A 20,822-nucleotide genomic window follows, 5' to 3' on the forward strand; every position below is an offset into this window, starting at 1 on the left:
ATCAATAAAAAACCCAAACTCTCATCGAATTTGGGTTTTTAAAATATAGTATCAAACAATTATTCTCTCGAACCTAAAATTTGGAAAGCCCAATATAATAAAGACGCTAAAGCTCCTAAAGCCGCCACTACATAAGTTCTTGCAGCCCATTTTAATGAATCTTCAGCTCCAGCATATTCTTGTTGACTCACCATATTTTTATTTTTTAACCAAGCCAAAGCTCTGTTACTAGCATCGTATTCTACTGGAAGTGTTACAAAACTAAAAGTAGTTGCAATTGCCATTAAAATCAAACCTGCAACCGCTACATAAAAACCAATACTAGATTTTGAAGCGAAACCTAAAATTAAACCACCCATAATTAACCATTGCGACATACTAGATGAAATGTTCACTACCGGCACCATTTTAGAACGCATTGTTAACCAACTATAAGCATGCGCATGTTGCACAGCATGCCCAACTTCGTGAGCTGCAACCGCAGCCGCAGCCGCATTTCTTTGATTGTAAACTGCTTCAGATAAATTTACAGTTTTATCCATTGGATTGTAGTGATCTGTTAATCTTCCTGGTGTTGAAATAACTTTTACGTCAAAAATTCCGTGATCGTGAAGCATTTTCTCTGCAATTTCTGCACCGCTCATTCCATTGCGTAACGAAACTTTTGAATAATATTCAAACTTGCTCTTTAAACGAGAACTTACTAACCAACTTACTAGAGCAATCGCTCCAATCATGATATAATATCCTAACATAATTTTTCTTTTTAATTTTATAAACTATATACAAACTCTACGCCAAATTATCTCAAATGACAAGTTGACATTTTGATTTATTTATTATACGTAAAAAATGAAAAATGTTACAAAAACGAATAGAAAAAACCGCAGATTCGCAGATTTCAAATTAATCTGCGAATCTGCGGTTTAATATTATATACCTAGTTTGTCACTCTGAAAGAGTTTCTACAAAGTTTGCGTTAGACTTTTTCGTAATGACAAAAATGTTCTGAAATTATCCCACCAAATTAATAATCTTACCTGGAACGATAATCACTTTGTTTGGTGTTCTTCCTTGTAATTGATTTTGTGTTCTTTCATCTGCCATTACGATTTCTTCGATTTGGGCTGCCGTTAAATCTAAAGGCAATTTAATCGTGAAACGCATTTTTCCATTAAACGAAACTGGATATTCTTTTTCAGATTCTATTAAATATTTTTCTTCAAATTTTGGAAAACCAACTGTTGCTACAGAACCTTCGTGACCTAAAGCGCTCCATAATTCTTCTGCGATATGAGGTGCATATGGCGAAACTAAAACCGCTAATGGTTCTAAAATCGCTCGGTGATGGCATTTTTGTTGCGCCAACTCATTCACACAAATCATAAACTGTGAAACCGAAGTATTGAACGAGAAATTCTCAATATCTTCCGTAACCTTTTTGATGGTTTTGTGTAGCGATTTGTACATATCTGCCGTTGGCTCATCATTCGTGATATTTAAACCATTATCATCAAAATACAAACGCCATAATTTTTTCAAGAAACCGTAAACTCCAGTAATTCCAGCTGTATTCCAAGGTTTTGCTTGCTCTAATGGTCCTAAGAACATTTCGTACAAACGCAACGTATCGGCACCATATTCATTACAAATATCATCTGGATTTACTACGTTGTATTTCGATTTTGACATTTTTTCTACTTCACGACCTACAATGTATTTTCCATCTTCTAAAATGAATTCTGCATCTTTATAATCAGAATATAATGGATGTGCTTTGAATTTTTCGATGTCTAATTCGTTAGTGATGTCGTTTATGCAAGATAAATCAACGTGAATAGGCGTAAAATGTCTCCAATCAGCTTCAAAGTTTTTTATATGTGAATGATATTCTCTTAGAGTTGTATTAATATTTTTTGCTTCTTCATTGACATCCGAAATAAACATTCTTTGTTTAATCGCATTATCTATAATATTTTTACTAACAAATACTACTTTACGAATCTGATTTTTCGAATCTGAAGCTAGACCATATTCCCATCTATAAACAAAAGCACTCATTCCCAAAATCATTCCTTGATTAATCAATTTCTTGAATGGTTCTTCTGTTGGAGCGAAACCTCTATCTTTTAAGAATTTGTTCCAAAAACGAGAATATAATAAATGTCCGGTTGCGTGTTCGCTTCCACCTATGTATAAATCTACGTTTTCCCAATATTTTAATGCGTCTTCGCTAGCAAAATCATTTTCATTTTGAGCATCCATATAACGCATCCAATACCAAGACGAACCTGCCCAACCTGGCATGGTGTTCAATTCTAATGGAAAAACTTTCACGTTATCAATCAAATCATTACTAACTACTACATTTTTCTCAGTATCCCAAGCCCAAACTGTTGCATTTCCTAATGGAGGTTGACCATCTTCTGTTGGTAAATATTTTTCAACCTCTGGTAAAACAATTGGCAAGTGTTTTTTGTCAATCATTTGTGGCAAACCATTCACGTAATATACTGGAAATGGTTCACCCCAATAGCGTTGGCGAGAGAAAACCGCATCACGTAAACGGTAATTTACTTTTGCTTTTCCGGCTCCAATTTTTTCTAATGCTTCGATTACTTTTTTAGTTCCCGATTTGTAATCTAATCCGTTTAAAAAATCAGAATTTACTAATTCGAAACCGCCTTTTTCACCGTAAGCGGCTTCAGAAATATCTTGATTGAAAATATTTTTAATTGCTGGCATTCCGTTTGTTCCTTTGAAGAAATTCGCGAAAGCATAATCACGCTCATCGCCACATGGAACTGCCATAACAGCTCCAGTTCCGTAACCTGCTAATACGTAATCTCCAATCCAAACCGGAATTGGTTCTTTCGTAAATGGATGTTCTGCATACGCTCCCGTGAAAACTCCTGAAATGGTTTTAACATCTGCCATACGTTCTCTTTCAGAACGTTTTGCTGTAGCTTCAATGTAAGCATCAACCGATGTTTTTTGTTCTGGAGTAGTGATTTTAGCAACCAATTCGTGCTCAGGTGCTAACGTCATAAACGTTACTCCGAAAATGGTATCAGGACGCGTTGTAAATACTTCGATTACTGCATCATGATTTTTTACATTGAAAGTCACAGCAGCACCAACTGATTTTCCAATCCAGTTTCTTTGTGATTCTTTGATGGATTCACTCCAATCGATAGTATCTAAACCTTGTAACAAACGCTCAGCATAAGCTGAAATTCGCATCGACCATTGCGTCATTTTTTTACGGATTACAGGATGTCCGCCACGTTCTGAAACACCGTTTACGATTTCGTCATTAGCTAAAACCGTTCCTAAAGCTGGACACCAGTTTACTTCGGTCTCGGCTAAATAAGTTAATCTATATTGTAATAGTAGTTTTTGTTGTTCTTCTGAAGAAAACGCATTCCATTCAGCAGCAGAAAAGGGTGCGATGTTATCATCACAAACCGCATTTACATTCGCATTTCCGTTTTTCTCAAATTCTTGTATTAACGTGCAAATGCTTTCCGCTTTATCCGTAGTTTTATTGTACCAAGATTCGAATAATTGGATGAAAATCCACTGTGTATGCTTGTAATAATCTGGATTTGAAGTACGAACTTCTCTGCTCCAATCAAACGAAAACCCGATTTTATCTAATTGTTCACGGTAGCGCGCAATATTCTCACGAGTGGTTTTTTCTGGATGTTGACCTGTTTGAATCGCATATTGTTCGGCTGGTAAACCAAATGAATCATATCCTTGTGGATGCAATACATTAAAACCTTGATGTCTTTTATAACGCGCCACAATATCCGAAGCAATGTAACCTAGCGGATGTCCCACGTGTAACCCAGCTCCAGAAGGATAAGGAAACATGTCTAATACATAGTATTTTGGTTTATCTGAATTGTTTTTAGCAGCAAAAGTTTGGTTTTCTGCCCAATATTGTTGCCATTTGGCTTCGATTTCGTTATGGAAGTACTTCATTATTTTAGTTTTCAGTCTCAGTTTTCAGTCTCAGTTTTTAGCCTCAATTTGAACAACTGATGACTGCGACTGTGACTGACCACTATTTTTTTCGGTGCAAAAATACATTTTATAATACTAAAGTTAAAACTTTGTTGTTATATTCTATGTAAACAAAATTTCTTTACTATTTTTACGGCTTAAATAGAATTATATGGCATCATCTTTTGAAAATTACAACAAACGACGTTTGATTTCATCCTACTTTTCGGTAGTATTGAGTATCTTTTTAGTATTGTTCCTTTTAGGAGCTTTAGGACTTTTTGTAATTAATTCGAAAAAGATAACTAACGATTTTAAAGAAAATATCCCAATGACTGTTTTCTTTGATAACGATGCAAATGATTCTATCATCAGTGCTTTTGATACTGAAATGAAAAATGCAAAATTCATCAAAGAGTATGCTTTTGTTCACAAGGATAGTGCGGCTAAAAACAATGTAGATATCGTAGGGAAAGATTTTATGGAGTTTTTAGGATTCAATCCGCTTCAAAATTCATTTGATATTCACTTAAAAGGAGATTACGTTAATGCCGATAGTATCAAGAAAATTGAACGTAACATTCGTAAAAACGAAATGGTTTCGGAAATTATCTACGATAAAGAATTGGTAGATATGGTAAACGAAAACGTAACAAAAATCACATTTTGGATTTTAATCATCAGCGGAATTTTAACGGTTGTGGCGATGTTGTTAATCAATAGCTCAATGCGATTATCGATTTACTCACACCGATTCACTATTAAAACAATGCAAATGGTGGGAGCGACAAAATCGTTCATTAGAAAACCGTTTATTTGGAGAAGCATTAAATTAGGATTAATTGGTTCTGGATTAGCCATCATCGGAATTATCGCTTTAGCTATTTATGTAGATGGTATATTCCCAAGTTTAGGCATTGCAAAAGATTACGTTTCGCTTGGTATTGTAATTACTGGTGTTTTAGGAATTGGAATTCTAATTACTTGGATTAGTACCTTTTTTGCTACACAACGTTTCTTGAATTTAAAAACAGACGATCTTTATTAGTATTCAGTGTTCAGTTTACAGTGTTCAGTGGATTTAAAAAACATAAAAATGGAAAATAATAACAAACCAGAATTTCTTTTTGACAAGATAAACTATAAAATTCTTTTAGTTGGATTAGCCGTTATTGCTCTTGGATTTATTTTAATGAGTGGTGGCGGAAGCGACGATCCAAATGTATTCAATGGTGAAGAATTATTTAGTTTTAGAAGAATTCGTTTAGCTCCAACCGTAGTTTTAATTGGATTTGGAATTACAATTTATTCGATTTTAAAAAATCCGAAGAAGTAATACTTTATGGATATTTTTCAAGCTATTATCATTGCCATTATTGAAGGTCTAACGGAATATTTACCCGTTTCTTCAACGGGACACATGATTTTTACGAGTTCTTATTTTGGAATTGAAAAAGAGGAATTCACCAAACTGTTTCAAGTTTCTATTCAATTTGGGGCTATTTTGGCAGTCGTAGTTTTGTATTGGAAGAAGTTTTTCGATTTCTCGAAATTTCAATTCTTTATTAAATTAGCTTTTGCCGTTATTCCAGCCTTAATCTTAGGAAAGTTATTTGACGATAAAATTGAAGCGGTTTTAGAACACCCAACACCAATTGCAATTGTACTTATCATTGGTGGAATCATTTTATTATTTGTTGATAGATTTTTTAAGAATCCTACTATTTTTAAAGAAGAAGATATTACCATAAAAAAAGCGGTAACTATTGGTTTTTGGCAATGTTTAGCTATGATGCCAGGCACGAGCCGAAGTGCGGCAAGTATCATTGGCGGTATGCAACAAGGATTAACACGACAAGCTGCAGCCGAATTTTCATTCTTTTTAGCAGTACCAACTATGCTAGCTGTTACTTGTTATTCTATCTTTTTAAAATCGTATGAAGCAAGTGGTTTAAAAGGGTACGAATTGATTTTAAAAACACCCGAAAATACAAAAATGTTTATTGTCGGAAATGTTGTGGCTTTTATTGTAGCGGTTTTAGCTATCAAGTTTTTTATTGAAATCATCAAAAAATACGGTTTCAAACCGTGGGGTTGGTATAGAATTGTAGCTGGAATTCTATTATTAGCGTACTTTAATTTATACAAATAATGAGTGCCGAAGAATTTTTAGCAGGAAAAGTACTTTTAATCGACAAACCTTTGACTTGGTCTTCTTTTCAAGCGGTGAATAAATTGAAATACATTTTAAAACGCAAATACGATTTACCAAAGAAATTCAAAATTGGGCACGCTGGAACTTTAGATCCTTTAGCTTCGGGATTATTGATAATTTGCACGGGGAAATTCACAAAGAAAATTACCGAAATTCAAGCACAAGAAAAAGAATATACGGGAACAATCTTTGTTGGTGCTACAACACCATCTTATGATTTAGAAACCGAAATTGACGCAACTTTTCCAACCAAACATATTACCGAAGAATTGATTTTGGAAACCACTAAACAATTCATTGGTGAAATCGACCAAAAACCACCTGTTTTTTCCGCTATTAAAAAAGACGGAAAACGTTTGTACGAACACGCACGCGCTGGTGAAGAAGTTGAAATTCAATCAAGAAAAACTACGATTTACGAATTTGAAATCACAAGAATTGCATTACCTGAAATCGATTTTAGAGTAAAATGCAGTAAAGGAACTTACATTCGTTCTTTAGCATATGACTTTGGTTTAGCATTAAAATCAGGCGGACATTTAACAGCACTTCGTCGTACAAAAATTGGTGATTATGATGTTAAAAATGCTATTTCTCCTGAAGATTTTGAAAAACAAATAAAAGATGAAATTTAGACTTTCGATTCTTCTAATTATAATTTCCCTTTTTGGTTTCTCACAAAACGTAAAACTAAAAACAGGTGATTTATTATTTCAATCTATGAATTGCGGTCCACTTTGCGAAGCCATTAACGAAGTTACCGAAGGTTATCAAGGGAAAGATTTTAGTCATTTAGGAATGGTTTACATCAAAAATGATTCTATTTTCGTGATTGAAGCCGCTGGAAAAGCAGTAAAAGTAACGCCATACGAAACCTTCAAAACCTACACAAAAGAAGAAATGTTCGTTGGAAGATTAAAAAGAAAATACCGAAAATATATTCCAAAAGCTGTTGCTTTTTCATTGCAACAAGTTGGAGTTCCTTACGATGACGAATATTTGTACAACAACGGAAAATATTATTGTTCAGAATTAATTTATGATGCTTTTTTATTCGCATACAAAAAACCTCTATTTGATTTATTTCCGATGACTTTTAAATCTCCTAAATCGAATGAGTATTTTGAAGTTTGGGCAGACTATTATGAAAAACTAAAAATGGAAATCCCTGAAGGTCAACTAGGCTGTAACCCTGGCGGAATTTCCACTTCTGATAAGTTAAAAATTATTGGAACTTTACGCTAAGATATTTTCATGCATTTCCACGATTTCGTTCTGAATCGAAATTCCTTTATCGTGTAAATACCATTTTTGCAATTCAATTTTAGCCGTTTCATCTACTACACCATGAGCAGCTTTGTAATCCAAAATAAGTTGTTTTGCTCCTGCTGGTCTTGGGCCCCAATCAGCAATTACTTCTAAAGTTTCAGCATCTAAAAGGATTAATTTTGGAATTGCTTTTCCGCCATTGGTTAAAAAATGTTGCATTAATGCATCGTTGTCATCACGCAACGCAATTTTTAATTCTACTCTATCTGTTACTTCAGCCATTTTGTGGATTACAGGAACAATTTGTGCTGCATCACCACACCAACCTTCACTTAAAACTAACCAAATGTACTTTTTGTCTAGGTTTTGCAATTTATTTTTCACTTCATCAGTAACCTCGATGGTTTTTTCTAAACGATTCATTCGGGTTTCGTTTAATTCTGAATATTTCAACAAATCTTCTGATTGCGTATGACCCGTAGATTTTCCTTCAGCAATTAAACTTGTTACTTTTTTTCGGTAATCAGCATAAGAAAAACTATTTTCTAGTGCTTGTTTTATAGTATTTATCATCTTCTTAACTTTATTTGGCAAATTTAATTCTATTTTTGATATTAATATGTAAGAAATGTTACACATGGAAAATGCGTCAAAATCTATCGGAATTGTATTGTCTGGTGGCGGATCTAAAGGAATTGCCCATGCAGGTGCTTTACAATTTTTAACAGAGCAAGGCCTGCAACCTTCTTGCATCGCAGGAACAAGTGCTGGTGCAATCGTCGGTGGTTTGTATGCTTTTGGGAAAACGCCTGAAGAAATTCTAGAATTTTTTAAATCGATTTACTTTTTTCATTGGAAACATTTTACCTTCAAAAAAGCAGGATTGATTGATTCGGAATCCTTCAAAAGTTATTTTGCAGAAATTTTAGGTGATGTCACCATTGGTGATTTAAAAATTCCAGCTTACATCACCGCTACTGATTTGGTTAAAGGAAAACTGAAAATTTTTAATTCCGAAACAAAACTTATTGATGCTATTTTAGCTTCATCCTCTTTTCCAGGAATGTTATCACCATATGAAATCAATAAGAAATTATATAGCGATGGTGGTATTTTAAATCATTTTCCAACGGATATTTTACAGGGAAGATGTGATTATTTGATCGGTGTTTATGTTAGTCCGATTCAAAATATCGAATCTAAAGATTTAAAATCGATTAAATCAGTTACAAGTAGAGCCTTCGATTTATTATATGCTAATTATAATTATCAGAAGTTTAATTTATGCGATTGGGTTATTGAGCCTAAGGAATTGGCTAATTTTAGTACATTTGAAACCAGTAAAACTAAAATGGATGCCATTTTTGAGATTGGATACAACGAGGCTAAAAAATCATTTCAAAATTTAGACATATAAATGTAAAAACATTTTTTTCTAAAAAAAGCTATTTAACTATATTTGCACCACAAATAATACAACACACGATGAAGTACAAAAGAATTCTTCTAAAATTAAGCGGTGAAGCTTTAATGGGTGATAGACAATATGGAATTGACCCACAACGCTTAGCTGAGTATGCTGCCGAAATAAAACAAATTCACGATAAAGGTGTAGAAATTGCAATCGTTATTGGTGGTGGAAACATTTTTAGAGGTGTAGCTGGTGCAAGTAACGGAATGGACAGAGTACAAGGTGATTACATGGGAATGTTGGCAACAGTTATTAACGGGATGGCGCTACAAGGTGCTTTAGAAGAAGCTGGAATGCAAACGCGTTTACAAACCGCTTTGAAAATTGAGGCTATTGCTGAACCTTATATCAAAAGAAGAGCTACTCGCCATTTAGAAAAAGGAAGAATTGTAATTTTTGGTGCTGGAACTGGAAATCCGTACTTTACAACAGATACAGCAGCAGTTTTAAGAGGAATTGAAGTAGGTGCTGATGTAATTTTAAAAGGAACTCGTGTTGATGGTGTTTACACTTCAGACCCAGAAAAAAATGCAGATGCAGTTAAATTCGACTTTATTTCGTTTGAAGATGTATTAGCAAAAGGATTAAATGTAATGGATACCACTGCTTTTACATTAAGTCAAGAAAATAAATTACCTATTATTGTGTTTGACATGAATAAAGATGGTAACTTGTTAAAAGTTTGCGAAGGTGAAACTATCGGAACAACAGTAACAATATAAGTACAAAGTACAAAATTAGAAGTACGAAGTAAAAATTTAGAGATATGACTGAAGAGATTAACTTTATTTTAGACAGTGCAAAAGAAGCTATGAATGGTTCGATTGCTCATTTAGAAAAAGAATTCTTAAATATTAGAGCTGGAAAAGCTTCGCCTCAAATGCTAGGTGGTGTTTTTGTGGATTATTATGGTTCGCAAACGCCTATTTCACAAGTAGCTAATATCAATGCTCCTGATGCGAGAACATTAACAGTTACGCCATGGGAAAAAAACATGTTGGGTACAATTGAAAAAGCAATTATGATTGCTAATTTAGGGTTAAACCCAATGAACAATGGTGAAAACATCATCATTAATATTCCTGCTTTAACAGAAGAAAGAAGACGCGACTTAGTTAAACAAGCGAAACACGAAGCTGAAGAAGCAAAAATTGGTATCAGAAATCACAGAAAAGATGCGAACACGGATATCAAGAAAGAAGAAAAAAACGGAACAGCGGAAGACATATGTAAAAAAGCAGAAGAAGATGTTCAAAAATTAACGGATTCGTTTATCAAGAAAATTGAAGAACTTTTAGCTGTTAAAGAGGCTGAAATCATGAAAGTATAAATTTTAAATCCCGATTAACACTCGGGATTTTTTATTTTGAATATATTTGTAGAAAATCAACCTCTAAATGAAATATTTTTGGCTTTTTTTGTGCTTCTTAATAACTAATATCTTAGTAGCACAAACCAAAATTAAAGGACAAGTTATCGACTTTGATTCAAAAGTTCCAATTGCTTTTGCCACTATTACCTACAACAACATCAAATTCAACGCCGATTGGGAAGGAAAATTTTCTATTGAAGTCAAAGATTATAAACTTCCTATCAAAGTTAATTTTAAAGGATATTATGAAAAAATAACCTATCCACAACCAAAAGTTTACAATTTAACGATTAAATTAATTAACGATTTAAACGAAAAAAAAGCAGAAATTTACACCGAGAACAATGTCAATAATATCATTAAAAAAGTTATTGAAAATCGAAAATTAAATGATCCAGAAAAAGGCCTATCGAATTTTCAGTACAAAAACTATGAATATCTTCAAGTAACGGCAAATCCTGACAGTATTTCTTCAAAAATTGACACTGTTTACAAAAAGAGATTTTTAAGAAAACCACTAATGAAATTAGATTCCACGAATTATAAATTCAAGAAGTTCTCAGAAAAACAACATTTGTATCAAACAGAAAAAGTTAATCTAATTCAACATAATTCAAAACAAAGTAAAGAAACCATTCTAGCTACAAGAATGGCTGGTTTTGAACAACCTTTGTACGAGTATTTAGGCTTAAAACTTATTTCATATTCCGTTTATGAAAATCCGTTTGAGATTTTAGAAATTCCAGTTCAAAATCCAATTTCTAACTTTGGTCGAAGACTTTACAACTATAAGTTAATTGATACCGTTAAAATTGATGGAAGAAGTGCTTATCGAATTTATTTCGAGCCAAAAAAAATCAACACCAATAGATTAAGAGGACTTCTTTATATTGATACCATTAACTTTGCGATTTCAAAAGCTTATTTCAGAATTTATGGTGTCGTAAATATCAATGCCACTTATACATTTGATTATAAGAAAGAATTTGATGTTTGGTTTCCTAAAAATCGAATATTCCGAGTTTCAAAAGGAAACAATCATGAAGATATTAAAATTTTAGGCGGAACCATTAAATTTAGTTCGGATTTAGAAGAATTAGAGAGTAAAAACGCTACTGATCAAGCATATGTAATTATTGAATCCACACCGTTCGACATTGAAATCAATAAAACAGTTACCATTTCAAAACCAAGAGTAAAAATTGAAGTCCCAGAAAATAGCTTGAAAAGAGAAAACGAATACTGGAACACCTTTAAAAAAGATTCATTAGACAAAAGAAAACTTCGCACTTACACATCAATTGATAGCTTGTCGCTTTCGGAAAAAATCGAGCATAAAGTTTTTCTTGGTAGAAAAATAATTAACGGTTATTTCCCTGTTTCTATCTTTGATATCGATTTAAGAAGCATCGTAAAATATAATAATTTTGAAGGTTTCCGACTTGGTTTAGGCGCTGTGACCAATTCAAAATTATCAGAAAAATACAAAGTTGCTTTTTATGGCGCTTATGGTTTAAAAGACGAGGAATTCAAATTTGGGATTACTCCTTCTTACTTAGTTGATAAAAGTTCTGAAACTTGGGTTAGCGCATCTTATTCTGAAGACATTTACGAGATTGCTCAAACTAATTTTGTTACCGATGTTAGAAGATTTCGAATTTATGATCCGCGTCCTATCAACATTTCTACATTTTACAATAATAAGCTGAGTTCTGTCTCGGTGGAAAGTAAGTTCTTACCTAAAACTACAAGTTATTTTGGGATTTCACATAATCAAATTCAACCTCTTTTTGATTATACTTTTATCAATGATAATAAAGCTTTTACTGAATATACTATAACTGCTGCACAATTTGCCATTCAATGGAATCCGTTCAGCAATTACATGCAAACTCCTATGGGTAAAATTGAATATGAAAAACGCCATCCCAAATTTTCATTACAGTTGACTCAAGCTTTGCCAAATATTTTAGACAACGACTTTACATTTACCAAAGTTGATTTTAAAACGTATTACGAATTGCCTTATTTATCGGGTCAAAAAAGTTCGATTTTATTACATACTGGTATAGCATTTGGCGATGTTCCAATAACCCATTTATACAGTATTGTTCCGAATAACTTAAATAGAGATGCAATTCTACAACGAATTACATTTGCAGGAAAAAACAGTTTTGAAACCATGTATTTCAACGAGTTTTTCTCCAATAAATACGCGTCTTTACAATTAAAACATACCTTTAATAAAGTTCGTCTTGGGTATAAAATTAATCCAGAATTCACAGTGGTAACCCGAATGGCGGTTGGTTCAAACAACAAAAATAACCAGCACGTTGGAATAGGATATAAGACACTTGAAGATGGATTTTTTGAAAGTGGTGTTGAGTGTAACAAAATTTTCAAAGGTTTTGGTTTGGTTGCTTTTTACAGATATGGTCCCAACCAATTACCTAATTTTGATGACAACATCGCCATAAAAGTTTCTTACTATCTTGATTTAGGTTTTTAATTTTAACTTAAAAATTCCGCTCAACACCAATATTTTAAGCAATAATCCTTACCTTTGCACCCTAATTTTTGAGAGATGTTAAAGTGGTTAAGCACCAGTTTTTGGGATTATATTGCCAGTAGAATTTTAAGAAACCGCGTTTTTTTATTACTTCTTGTTTTACTTTTTACGATTTTCATGAGTTTTCAGTGGAAAAACATGCGTTTTACCTTCACTGAAGCCAATTTATTACCTGATGATCATGAAGTTAATATTCAATACAATTCGTTTTTAGAAAAATTTGGCGAAGAAGGAAATCTAGTTGTCTTAGGATTTAAAGACAAAACCTTTTTTAATGAAAAAAACATTAAAGCTTGGGAAAAATTCATTGCCGAAATAAAAAAGGATAAAGCCGTCGAACTTACCTTATCTATTGAAGATTTAAAAGTACTTGAGAAAGACACATTAGAACAAAAATTCAAATTAGTTTCTTTCATCAATAATGATAGTATTTCTGACACCTATTTAAAAGAAAAAGAGAAAGAGTTTTTCAACGATTTACCTTTCTATGAAGGTATGCTTTTCAATAAAGAAAGTGGCGCAGTGCGTTTTGCTATTTACATGGATAAAAAAATTGTAAACACGCCTGCAAGAAAACAGTTTATCGAAAAATATCTCAACCAAGAGAGAATATCTGCCTTTGAAAAAGAAACTGGATTAGACCTTCGTGTTTCTGGAATGCCATACATTAGAACACTGAATGCTAATAGCATTATTAGTGAAATTGGATTGTTCGTTGGTGCTGCACTTGGAATTACTTCATTACTATTCTTCTTCTTCTTTAGAAGTTTTAGAGCTACCATGATTTCCATGTTTGTAGTAATTATTGGTGTAATGTGGTCGTTTGGAACACTAGGTTTGTTACATTATGAAATAACTGTTTTAACCGCTATTATTCCGCCGCTAATTATTGTGATTGGTATTCCAAATTGTATTTTCCTAATCAATAAATACCAGCAAGAAATTAAGAATCACGGAAACAAAGCCAAGTCGTTACAACGTGTTATTTCTAAGGTTGGAAATGCCACTTTGATGACGAATTTAACTACAGCAGCAGGTTTTGGCACCTTCATTTTTACGGATAGTAAATTATTGAAAGAATTTGGAATTGTAGCATCATTAAACATTGTTTTCTTGTTCATACTGTGTTTAATTATTATTCCAATTGTTTACAGTTATATGCCAATGCCTAAAGAGAAACACTTAGCGCATCTTGGCAAAAACTATATGGCCAAATTCATTAATTGGATTGAAAATACGATTAGACATCATCGAGTTGCCGTTTTTTCAACAGCCATTGGAATTTTAGTAATGGGAATTATTGGAATTTATCAAATTAAAATTTCGGGAAGTATTATTGAAGATATGCCGAAAAAGGCACCTTTTTATAAAGACATCTTATTCTATGAAAAAGAATTTGATGGTGTTATGCCATTAGAAATTGTTATTGACACTAAAAAACCAAAAGGCGCTTTAAAATCGGTTACTTTACGACGAATAGAAGAACTTCAAGAAACCATTGAAGAAATTCCTGAATTATCAAAACCCGTTTCTATTGTTAATTTAGTCAAATATTCAAAACAAGCTTACTATAACGGAAATCCTGAATATTACGAATTACCTACCAAACAAGAAGAAGCTTTCATTTTATCGTACATAAAAAATTCGACTAAAAAAGGAAACGAGAATATGCTGAAAAGCTATATTGATAGTACTGGGCAATATGCACGCATCACTACTTTTATGCGAGATATTGGTACGGATAAAATGCAAAAAATTGAAGAACGTTTACAAGACAAAATCAATCACATTTTCCCAAAAGAACGCTACGAAGTTTCACTAACAGGAAAAGCTTATGTTTTTGAAAAAGGAACCCATTATTTAATTGACAATTTAGTACAATCGCTAATTTTTGCTATTGTTTTAATTTCGCTATTAATGGCATACATGTTCCGTTCTTTCAAGATGATAGTTGTATCATTATTACCAAATATTTTACCTTTGGTTATGACCGCTGGATTGATGGGATATTTTGGAATTCCAATTAAACCATCTACCATATTAGTATTTAGTATTGCGTTTGGAATATCGGTGGATGATACGATTCACTTCTTAGCAAAGTATCGTCAGGAATTAAAAGCTAACGATTGGAAAATAAAACGATCTGTTTACGCTACTTTAAAAGAAGCAGGAATTAGTATGTTTTACACTTCAGTGGTATTGTTCTTTGGATTCTCTGTATTTACATTATCTAGCTTTGGCGGAACTGTAGCATTAGGAGGATTAGTTGCTACAACATTACTTTTTGCAATGATTTCAAACCTAATCTTGTTACCAGCATTATTACTTTCGTTAGATAAAACGATTGCTAACCAACAAGAATTTTTAGAACCAACATTAGATATTTTAGCAGAAGATATTGAAGAAGAAAATTCAAACGAGAAATAGTATATTTGCATTATAAATCATAAATCGAAATGAAACACTCAAAAGTAATAGACCTTTTAAATAGCACGAAAACATTACATGAAGTAACAGCAAAAGGTTGGGTTAGAACATTTAGAAACAATCAGTTTATTGCGTTGAACGATGGTTCAACCATTCATAATATTCAGTGTGTGGTAGATTTTGAAAACACACCTGATGAAACTTTAAAAAGAATTACAACTGGAGCTGCTATTTGCGTTACAGGAACTTTGGCAGAAAGCCGTGGTGCTGGACAAAAAGTAGAAATTCAAGTAACGAAGTTAGAAATTTTAGGCGATAGCGATGCGGAAAAATTCCCAATGCAACCTAAAAAACACTCGTTAGAATTCTTACGCGAAAATGCTCATTTACGTGTTAGAACCAATGCTTTTGGTGCTATTATGCGTGTGCGTTCAACTTTAGCGTTTGCAGTACATCAATATTTCCAAGAAAAAGGATTTTTCTATGTAAATACGCCTATCATCACAGGTTCTGATGCTGAAGGTGCTGGAGAAATGTTCCAAGTGACTTCTTTACCCCTTGATGGTTCTGCTCCAAGAAACGAAGACGGAAGCATCAACTACAAAGAAGATTTCTTCGGAAAACAAACGAATTTAACCGTTTCTGGACAATTAGAAGGTGAAACTTTTGCTATGGCTTTAGGTCAAATTTATACGTTTGGACCAACATTCCGTGCAGAGAATTCAAACACTTCTCGTCACTTGGCTGAGTTTTGGATGATTGAGCCAGAAGTTGCTTTCAATGATTTAGCTGATAACATGGATTTGGCGGAAGATTTCATCAAATACGTTATCAAATATACGGTTGATAAATGTGGTGATGATTTAAAATTCTTAGAAAACAGATTGTTAGAAGAAGAAAAATCAAAACCACAAGCAGAAAGAAGCGAAATGACGTTGTTAGAGAAATTAAGTTTCGTACTTGATAACAACTTCAAACGTGTTTCATATACCGAAGCTATTGATATTTTAAAAGATTCTACACCAAATAAAAAGAAAAAATTCCAATATATCATTAACGAATGGGGTGCTGATTTACAAAGCGAGCACGAACGTTTCTTAGTAGAAAAACACTTTAAATGTCCTGTAATTTTATTTGATTATCCAGCAAAAATTAAAGCGTTTTACATGAGATTAAATGACAACACAGAACCAGGAAAAGAAACCGTTAGAGCAATGGATATCTTATTCCCAGGAATTGGAGAAATTGTTGGTGGATCTCAAAGAGAAGAGCGTTACGATGTATTAGTAGAAAAAATGAAAGCCTTAGGAATCGACGAAGAAGAACTTTGGTGGTATTTAGACACGAGAAGATTCGGTTCGGCTGTTCACTCAGGTTTCGGATTAGGTTTTGAAAGATTAGTGCTTTTTGTGACTGGAATGAGTAACATTAGAGACGTAATTCCGTTCCCAAGAACACCACAAAACGCAGAATTTTAGAATCTTGTTAAATTGTTTAACTGTCGATGTGTTAAATCGTAAATTTAATAAACAATTCAACAGTTAAACGATTAAATCAATTAAACAAACATTAATGTTAAAACACAGTTTACAATTCAAATTATCTCAAAAATTATCGCCTCAACAAATTCAGTTGATGAAGTTAATTCAATTGCCTACGCAAGCTTTTGAACAACGTCTTCAAGAAGAATTAGTAGAGAATCCTGCTTTGGAAGAAAGTAGCAAGGAAGATAATTATGATTTAGATGATTATGGAAGTGATACTGATGATTACGACGATTACGATAACGAGCACATCGATACAGGCGATATCAACATTGACGAATATTTAAGCAATGATGAAACGCCAGATTACAAATACCAAACCAACAATTATAGCGATGATGATGAAGACAAAACCATGCCTTTTGCAGCTCCGATAAGTTTTCATCAAGATTTAATCAACCAGTTGAATACTTTTATTTTAACCGATGAAGAACGCGATATTGCTGAATTTTTAGTAGGAAGTATCGATGACATGGGCTATATCAGAAGAAGCATTCAAGATATTGTGGATGATTTAGCTTTCACTCAAGGAATTTATACGGATGAACCGACTGTTGAACGCATTTTGCATTTGGTTCAAGATTTAGAGCCGGCTGGTGTTGGTGCTCGCGATTTACAAGAATGTTTGTTGTTGCAATTGAAACACAAAACACCTTCAGATTCGATAGCTTTAGCTATTAATGTGATTGAACAACAATTTGATGCTTTTACCAAAAAACATTACGATAAATTGTTGCAAAAATTTGATGTTTCCCAACAACAATTACGCAAAGCTATTGATGAAATTGAAAAACTAAATCCGAAACCAGGAGGAAGTTTTGATGGCAATCAAAAAGCAGTTGAACACATTGTTCCCGATTTTACGATTCGAATTATTGATGGTGAATTAGAACTTTCGTTAAACGGTAGAAACGCTCCAGAATTGCACGTTTCTAAAGATTATCAGGAAATGCTGCAGAGTTATAAAGACACTTCTGAAAAATCGAGTTCTCAGAAAGATGCCGTTCAATTTATCAAACAAAAATTAGATTCGGCAAAATGGTTTATTGATGCGATTAAACAGCGTCAGGAAACTTTATATGTAACGATGAATGCCATTATGCATTATCAAAAAGAATATTTTTTAGAAGGAGAAGAAACCAAACTTCGTCCGATGATTCTAAAAGATATTGCTGATATGGTAGGATTAGATATTTCAACAGTTTCGCGTGTAGCCAACAGCAAATATGTTGATACGCCTTATGGCACTAAATTGATTAAAGAATTCTTTAGCGAAGCGATGACCAACGATCAAGGGGAAGAAGTTTCAACTATCGAAATTAAGAATATTTTACAGCAAGTAATTTCGGAAGAAGATAAGAGAAAACCATTACCAGATGATCAATTAGCTGAAATTTTAAAGGAAAGAGGTTATCCAATTGCCAGAAGAACCATCGCAAAATACCGCGAACAATTAGACATTCCAGTGGCACGACTAAGAAAGAAAATCTAAGAAAATGGATTTAAAAAAAATATTACCTGTTTTCTCTTATATTTTTCATCCCATATTTGTGTCTTTATATGGGACTTTGTTTTTCTTTTTAATTACCAATTCTTTCTTTTATAACTCGCAAATCATCGTAACGTTAATTCAAGTAACGATTTTGACTTTGTTATTACCTTTATCGATGTATTTTTTATTTCGATCATTAGGAGTTGTTTCCTCTTTTACCGAAGCCAGCATTAGCGAGAGAAAAATGCCAATAGCTGTTCAAGCTATTTTATTATTTATTTTAATAAAATTTAGTGTTTCAAAAGATACTGTGGCAGAATTGTATTTTTTTTTTCTTGGTGGCTTTTTAAGTAGTGTAATCGTTTTAGCCAGCGTTATTTTAAAATTCAAAGCCAGTTTGCATATGATTGGAATTAGTGCGTTAACGTGCTTTATTTTTGGTCTGTGCATGTATTACCAACTCCCTTTTATAAATCTTGTGGCATTTTGTATTGTTAGTATTGGTTTAGTAGCCTCTTCACGTTTATATATGAAAGCACATACGTATCCAGAACTTATTGCAGGAATAATAATTGGAGCTGGACCACAGTTGTTTTTGTATCAATATTGGTTATAAAATATAAAACATCAAACCAATTTTTAATGTAGTTACATTGTTCTCAGTAGTCGTTTTATCTTTATCAAAGAAAGGATTTAATCCGTAATGAATATAAGCATTCCAAGTATTAAATCCGAAAGTTAAGTACGTTGCGTATTGAAACTTATTTAATAAATCATTTATATTTTCAGTTCCGGAACCAAAACTTCCCTCATATTTAAACTTACCATTGATTAAATAACTTGCCATAAAACCACCATAAATTCTCCAAAATTTATGACTATTTGGAGTCGCATTTCGCCATCGCAGTTCTAACGGAAAATCAACATAATGTAATATAATTCTACTTTTTACGATTTCTGTATCTGTGCTATTAGAAATGGAAGAAAAATCGATATTCTGCTTTAAATCATTAAACGAATAACCAATACCAGGAGCAATAGCCCAATGTCTGTTATCTGAAATAGGAAAATCTCTTAAAAACCCAGCGGATAATCCTGTTGAAAAAGAATACTGACTAAAATTGTCGGGCTTATTTTGAAGAAAATTATAGGAAATAGATACATAAAATTGATCTTCACGAAAAAGAGAATCAACTACAGGTTTTGTTTCAGATTGTGAAAATCCAATTGTTACAAAAAATAGAAAAAAAAGGGATACTAATAATCGCATTATATTTTTTTATAAAAATAATAAAAAAAGGCACGCAATTGCGTACCTTTTTTTATATTAAATAAAATTACTATTCAACAGGATTTCCTTTTGCTGTAGTATAATTTACTTTTAATTGCTCTATTTTACGCAATTCTAATTTGATTGCACTTACTAATCCCATCTTCACATTTCTGTCAATTTTAAGGGAAGCAGTAAGATATTTCTCGTCATCAGAGTTACGTTGTGCTCTTTCCGTGATAATGAAGTTTTTGATATCTGCAGGCGAAGCCATTTTATCAGCTAATTGAATACGATCAGAACCTCCAAGAGTAGCTCTATAACGCTCACTTGGTTTTCCAGCGTAAATATACATTACATACTCTTTCTTGTGCAATTTTGCAGTTTGATTCGCTTTAGGTAATGTATTTTCAATTTTTAAATCAGTATCTTTCATGGTTGTAGCCGTCATGAAGAAGAACAAAAGCATAAATACAATATCAGGTAAAGACGCTGTTGAAATTGCAGGAGTTCCCTCCGTATTTTTCTTTTTAAATTTAGACATACTTTCTCAATATTATATTATTATTTTTTTGGCTCAGCTTCAGAAAGTCTCATAGGAAACAATTCTTGAATCTTTTTTACTTTTGGTTCTAAATCTTCAACCAAACCTTCGGTTGCTTTAGAAGCTGGATCATTGTAAATGTATTCCATTTCTGTAAAAGTCATACCGTAACGCTTCTTACATTCTCTATCTCTTAAAAAATTATATGCTGCTACTAGTTCATTTTGAACCGCAATATAAGTTTCATAAGTGGTTTGCCCATCATTGTTTAATGAAATAACCGCATCATCAGGACCGTCTGACGAATTTGGATCTCTTTTTCCATTACAATAAGTACAAGCTCCTTTTCCATTATTTTCAAGAAAATCGATAGCAGTTTGTCTTAAGTCTTTAAGGTCAACCAATTTCTCTTCAACAAGCAACTGATTGTCTTTATTAACTAAAACTGTTAGAATATTTCTTTCATTAATTGGCGGAACAGGTGGGTTCTCTTCATAACGAGGTAAGAGTCTATTAATCCCTTGATCTACTCCAATAGTGGTAGTAACTAAAAAGAAAATTAAAAGTAAGAATGCAATATCTGCCATAGAACCTGCATTCACTTCTGGCGGTGCACCTCTTTTTTTACCCATGATTTA

The 20,822-nt window shown here is 32.9% G+C and carries 19 protein-coding genes; 13 read left to right on the forward strand and 6 right to left on the reverse strand.

Annotated elements, in window-relative coordinates; all coding sequences use genetic code 11:
• Positions 1-59: 59 nt before the first annotated feature.
• Both IM755_RS02330 and IM755_RS02335 read right to left on the reverse strand, forming a co-directional pair.
• Positions 60-755: a zinc metallopeptidase gene (locus tag IM755_RS02330; RefSeq protein ID WP_026724462.1), complete on the reverse strand. Its 696-nt coding sequence runs from the start codon at positions 753-755 to the stop codon at positions 60-62.
• A 259-nt stretch (positions 756-1,014) separates the two neighbouring features.
• On the reverse strand, positions 1,015-3,990 hold the full coding sequence (locus IM755_RS02335; protein WP_194093442.1) for a leucine--tRNA ligase: 2,976 nt from the start codon (positions 3,988-3,990) through the stop codon (positions 1,015-1,017).
• 193 nt (positions 3,991-4,183) lie between these two features.
• On the opposite strand from IM755_RS02335, the gene IM755_RS02340 reads away from it, so the two are divergent.
• The 5 genes from IM755_RS02340 to IM755_RS02360 are packed head-to-tail and all read left to right on the forward strand — an operon-like array spanning position 4,184 to position 7,471.
• Positions 4,184-5,059 carry a cell division protein FtsX gene (locus tag IM755_RS02340; protein ID WP_194093443.1) on the forward strand — a complete coding sequence of 292 codons (876 nt, stop codon included), beginning with the start codon at positions 4,184-4,186 and terminating at the stop codon, positions 5,057-5,059.
• 48 nt (positions 5,060-5,107) lie between these two features.
• Positions 5,108-5,347 carry a DUF3098 domain-containing protein gene (locus IM755_RS02345; RefSeq protein ID WP_194093444.1) on the forward strand — a complete coding sequence of 80 codons (240 nt, stop codon included), beginning with the start codon at positions 5,108-5,110 and terminating at the stop codon, positions 5,345-5,347.
• Between the two features lie 6 nt (positions 5,348-5,353).
• Positions 5,354-6,163 carry an undecaprenyl-diphosphate phosphatase gene (locus IM755_RS02350; RefSeq protein ID WP_194093445.1) on the forward strand — a complete coding sequence of 270 codons (810 nt, stop codon included), beginning with the start codon at positions 5,354-5,356 and terminating at the stop codon, positions 6,161-6,163.
• On the forward strand, positions 6,163-6,861 hold the full coding sequence (gene truB, locus IM755_RS02355) for a tRNA pseudouridine(55) synthase TruB (protein ID WP_194093446.1): 699 nt from the start codon (positions 6,163-6,165) through the stop codon (positions 6,859-6,861). Before IM755_RS02350 ends, truB begins: the two co-directional genes overlap by 1 nt.
• Positions 6,851-7,471 (forward strand): YiiX/YebB-like N1pC/P60 family cysteine hydrolase, encoded by a 621-nt coding sequence (locus tag IM755_RS02360; protein ID WP_194093447.1) that lies wholly within the window; start codon positions 6,851-6,853, stop codon positions 7,469-7,471. The genes truB and IM755_RS02360 overlap by 11 nt, the downstream gene beginning before the upstream one ends.
• On the opposite strand, the gene IM755_RS02365 is transcribed toward IM755_RS02360, so the two are convergent.
• Complete coding sequence (locus IM755_RS02365) at positions 7,463-8,068, reverse strand: thioredoxin family protein (protein ID WP_194093448.1); 606 nt, start codon at positions 8,066-8,068, stop codon at positions 7,463-7,465. The genes IM755_RS02360 and IM755_RS02365 overlap by 9 nt on opposite strands.
• Positions 8,069-8,132: 64 nt before the next feature.
• Here IM755_RS02365 and IM755_RS02370 point away from each other — a divergent pair, with 64 nt between their 5' ends.
• The 8 genes from IM755_RS02370 (at position 8,133) to IM755_RS02405 (ending at position 18,986) form a co-directional block, all read left to right on the forward strand.
• Positions 8,133-8,912, forward strand: coding sequence for a patatin-like phospholipase family protein (locus IM755_RS02370; protein ID WP_194094445.1), 780 nt, complete (start codon positions 8,133-8,135; stop codon positions 8,910-8,912).
• A 68-nt stretch (positions 8,913-8,980) separates the two neighbouring features.
• Entirely contained in the window at positions 8,981-9,688 is a 708-nt protein-coding gene (gene pyrH, locus IM755_RS02375; protein ID WP_026724473.1) for a UMP kinase, read from the forward strand.
• 44 nt (positions 9,689-9,732) lie between these two features.
• Positions 9,733-10,296 (forward strand): ribosome recycling factor, encoded by a 564-nt coding sequence (frr, locus tag IM755_RS02380; protein ID WP_194093449.1) that lies wholly within the window; start codon positions 9,733-9,735, stop codon positions 10,294-10,296.
• 67 nt (positions 10,297-10,363) lie between these two features.
• Complete coding sequence (locus IM755_RS02385; RefSeq protein WP_194093450.1) at positions 10,364-12,847, forward strand: DUF5686 family protein; 2,484 nt, start codon at positions 10,364-10,366, stop codon at positions 12,845-12,847.
• A 75-nt stretch (positions 12,848-12,922) separates the two neighbouring features.
• The gene (locus IM755_RS02390; RefSeq protein ID WP_194093451.1) at positions 12,923-15,334 is read left to right on the forward strand and encodes an efflux RND transporter permease subunit; all 2,412 of its coding nucleotides are present in this window, start codon (positions 12,923-12,925) and stop codon (positions 15,332-15,334) included.
• Between the two features lie 29 nt (positions 15,335-15,363).
• A complete protein-coding gene (gene asnS / locus IM755_RS02395; protein ID WP_194093452.1) occupies positions 15,364-16,812 on the forward strand; it encodes an asparagine--tRNA ligase in 1,449 nt (482 codons plus the stop codon).
• Positions 16,813-16,906: 94 nt separating this feature from the next.
• The gene (gene rpoN, locus IM755_RS02400) at positions 16,907-18,370 is read left to right on the forward strand and encodes an RNA polymerase factor sigma-54 (protein ID WP_194093453.1); all 1,464 of its coding nucleotides are present in this window, start codon (positions 16,907-16,909) and stop codon (positions 18,368-18,370) included.
• Between the two features lie 4 nt (positions 18,371-18,374).
• The gene (locus IM755_RS02405; RefSeq protein ID WP_026724479.1) at positions 18,375-18,986 is read left to right on the forward strand and encodes a hypothetical protein; all 612 of its coding nucleotides are present in this window, start codon (positions 18,375-18,377) and stop codon (positions 18,984-18,986) included.
• On the opposite strand, the gene IM755_RS02410 is transcribed toward IM755_RS02405, so the two are convergent.
• The 3 genes from IM755_RS02410 to IM755_RS02420 all read right to left on the reverse strand — a co-directional run bounded on the left by IM755_RS02410 (position 18,981) and on the right by IM755_RS02420 (position 20,816).
• Positions 18,981-19,640: a porin family protein gene (locus tag IM755_RS02410; protein WP_194093454.1), complete on the reverse strand. Its 660-nt coding sequence runs from the start codon at positions 19,638-19,640 to the stop codon at positions 18,981-18,983. The genes IM755_RS02405 and IM755_RS02410 overlap by 6 nt on opposite strands.
• A 70-nt stretch (positions 19,641-19,710) precedes the next feature.
• Positions 19,711-20,184, reverse strand: coding sequence for an ExbD/TolR family protein (locus tag IM755_RS02415; protein WP_194093455.1), 474 nt, complete (start codon positions 20,182-20,184; stop codon positions 19,711-19,713).
• A 20-nt stretch (positions 20,185-20,204) separates the two neighbouring features.
• Complete coding sequence (locus IM755_RS02420; RefSeq protein WP_194093456.1) at positions 20,205-20,816, reverse strand: ExbD/TolR family protein; 612 nt, start codon at positions 20,814-20,816, stop codon at positions 20,205-20,207.
• Positions 20,817-20,822: the final 6 nt, after the last annotated feature.

Origin of the sequence: Flavobacterium proteolyticum (assembly GCF_015223105.1) — a bacterium.
In the GTDB taxonomy this organism is placed as follows: domain Bacteria; phylum Bacteroidota; class Bacteroidia; order Flavobacteriales; family Flavobacteriaceae; genus Flavobacterium; species Flavobacterium proteolyticum.

Bases quoted from the DNA above. Each gene is read 5' to 3' on its own strand.
- IM755_RS02420 (WP_194093456.1), bottom strand. From the start codon at position 20,816: ATGGGTAAAAAAAGAGGTGCACCGCCAGAAGTGAATGCAGGTTCTATG.
- IM755_RS02385 (WP_194093450.1), top strand. From the start codon at position 10,364: ATGAAATATTTTTGGCTTTTTTTGTGCTTCTTAATAACTAATATCTTA.
- IM755_RS02350 (WP_194093445.1), top strand. From the start codon at position 5,354: ATGGATATTTTTCAAGCTATTATCATTGCCATTATTGAAGGTCTAACG.
- IM755_RS02335 (WP_194093442.1), bottom strand. From the start codon at position 3,990: ATGAAGTACTTCCATAACGAAATCGAAGCCAAATGGCAACAATATTGG.
- pyrH (WP_026724473.1), top strand. From the start codon at position 8,981: ATGAAGTACAAAAGAATTCTTCTAAAATTAAGCGGTGAAGCTTTAATG.
- IM755_RS02405 (WP_026724479.1), top strand. From the start codon at position 18,375: ATGGATTTAAAAAAAATATTACCTGTTTTCTCTTATATTTTTCATCCC.
- IM755_RS02365 (WP_194093448.1), bottom strand. From the start codon at position 8,068: ATGATAAATACTATAAAACAAGCACTAGAAAATAGTTTTTCTTATGCT.
- IM755_RS02330 (WP_026724462.1), bottom strand. From the start codon at position 755: ATGTTAGGATATTATATCATGATTGGAGCGATTGCTCTAGTAAGTTGG.
- IM755_RS02370 (WP_194094445.1), top strand. From the start codon at position 8,133: ATGGAAAATGCGTCAAAATCTATCGGAATTGTATTGTCTGGTGGCGGA.
- IM755_RS02410 (WP_194093454.1), bottom strand. From the start codon at position 19,640: ATGCGATTATTAGTATCCCTTTTTTTTCTATTTTTTGTAACAATTGGA.
- IM755_RS02340 (WP_194093443.1), top strand. From the start codon at position 4,184: ATGGCATCATCTTTTGAAAATTACAACAAACGACGTTTGATTTCATCC.
- asnS (WP_194093452.1), top strand. From the start codon at position 15,364: ATGAAACACTCAAAAGTAATAGACCTTTTAAATAGCACGAAAACATTA.
- IM755_RS02415 (WP_194093455.1), bottom strand. From the start codon at position 20,184: ATGTCTAAATTTAAAAAGAAAAATACGGAGGGAACTCCTGCAATTTCA.
- rpoN (WP_194093453.1), top strand. From the start codon at position 16,907: ATGTTAAAACACAGTTTACAATTCAAATTATCTCAAAAATTATCGCCT.
- IM755_RS02345 (WP_194093444.1), top strand. From the start codon at position 5,108: ATGGAAAATAATAACAAACCAGAATTTCTTTTTGACAAGATAAACTAT.
- frr (WP_194093449.1), top strand. From the start codon at position 9,733: ATGACTGAAGAGATTAACTTTATTTTAGACAGTGCAAAAGAAGCTATG.
- IM755_RS02360 (WP_194093447.1), top strand. From the start codon at position 6,851: ATGAAATTTAGACTTTCGATTCTTCTAATTATAATTTCCCTTTTTGGT.
- truB (WP_194093446.1), top strand. From the start codon at position 6,163: ATGAGTGCCGAAGAATTTTTAGCAGGAAAAGTACTTTTAATCGACAAA.
- IM755_RS02390 (WP_194093451.1), top strand. From the start codon at position 12,923: ATGTTAAAGTGGTTAAGCACCAGTTTTTGGGATTATATTGCCAGTAGA.